General features: G+C 63.6%; 2 protein-coding genes. One reads left to right on the top strand and one right to left on the bottom strand.

The window, feature by feature from the left end; all coding sequences use genetic code 11:
- Window positions 1-263: 263 nt before the first annotated feature.
- Window positions 264-548, top strand: a complete 285-nt coding sequence (locus AC1DYI_RS36780; protein WP_477209015.1) for a hypothetical protein — start codon at window positions 264-266, stop codon at window positions 546-548.
- Window positions 549-656: 108 nt separating this feature from the next.
- Here the strand turns inward: AC1DYI_RS36780 and AC1DYI_RS36785 are convergent.
- Window positions 657-996: OB-fold nucleic acid binding domain-containing protein (locus AC1DYI_RS36785; RefSeq protein ID WP_477209016.1), on the bottom strand; the 340-nt coding region annotated here is incomplete at its 5' end.

Genomic DNA, 996 nt, shown 5'->3' on the forward strand with positions numbered 1-996 from the left:
GCGCTACATCAGCGTGAGCACCATGCTCCGGCCTGAGATCGTCGAGTACCCGGACTCGAACAAGTTCTCCGCCTCGGCGATTCAGCCGGGTTCGGCTTCTGGCTTTCGCCAACTTGGCGTGGTCGCGCCGGCGGTCGACTACTGGCATGGCGAAAACTAGGCTCATGCATCCTTGACGCTACGGCCTGCTTCCCGTCAATGGGGCGTCTTGCCGCAAGCCGCCCCCTACCCCGAACGTTGAGCGGCACAAGCCACATGCCCGCATGAATAAAGAGCCCATCGAGCTTGCCAAGTACAGGGAAGGCCGCAAGGCGGAATCGAAGCCGTCTGTATCAGGCGTCCGCGCCTGCTTGCCGGGCGAGGTGCCTTGCGGCAGGTGCCAGCAGCCGGTCTCAGGTCGTGCGCAACGATGCCCGAACTGCAAGGTGCATTTTTCCGGCTTTGCTGCAGACTTCGCCCCATCGAAACCACGTCCGCTGGTCTACAAAGTTGCGGGTGTTGCTCTCATAGTGACGACACTTTTGGCCGCGCTGGGCTGGCTTTCCTAGAGCTCCAATCGCGTCGACAGCACCGTACCGCCACAGTGCCGCTCAACCTCCTGTCAAGGGGCGTCTGGCGGCTGGCCGCCCCTGACGTCGAACGATCACTGCCTGCCATCACCTGAAATCCCGGCTGGTGGTTTTCAGCACCGGCGATTCAGTGTCCAGCTCCCTGAGCAAGGCGCTGTGGTCGACCAGGCGCTTGGCGATCAGGTGCCGCACCTCGCCCTGGCACTGCCAGATGCCATAAACGGTGAGCAGCCGCGCCGTCAACATCGGCGTGCGCTGCGCTTCGGCCACCTGGGGCCAGACGATCACGTTGACCGGGCCCGTTTCGTCTTCAAGCGTCACGAAGATCACGCCCTTGGCCGTTTGTGGCCGCTGGCGGTGAGTGACCAGGCCGCTGGCGCGCGCCAATTGCCCATTGCGGAAGCTCTGCAGCTCGGCCGATGTGCTG

Source organism: Ideonella sp. P3_A4, from assembly GCF_056403075.1.

What these genes read in the sequence shown, in the direction of transcription:
- AC1DYI_RS36780 (WP_477209015.1), top strand. Translation starts at nt 264, where the DNA reads ATGAATAAAGAGCCCATCGAGCTTGCCAAGTACAGGGAAGGCCGCAAG.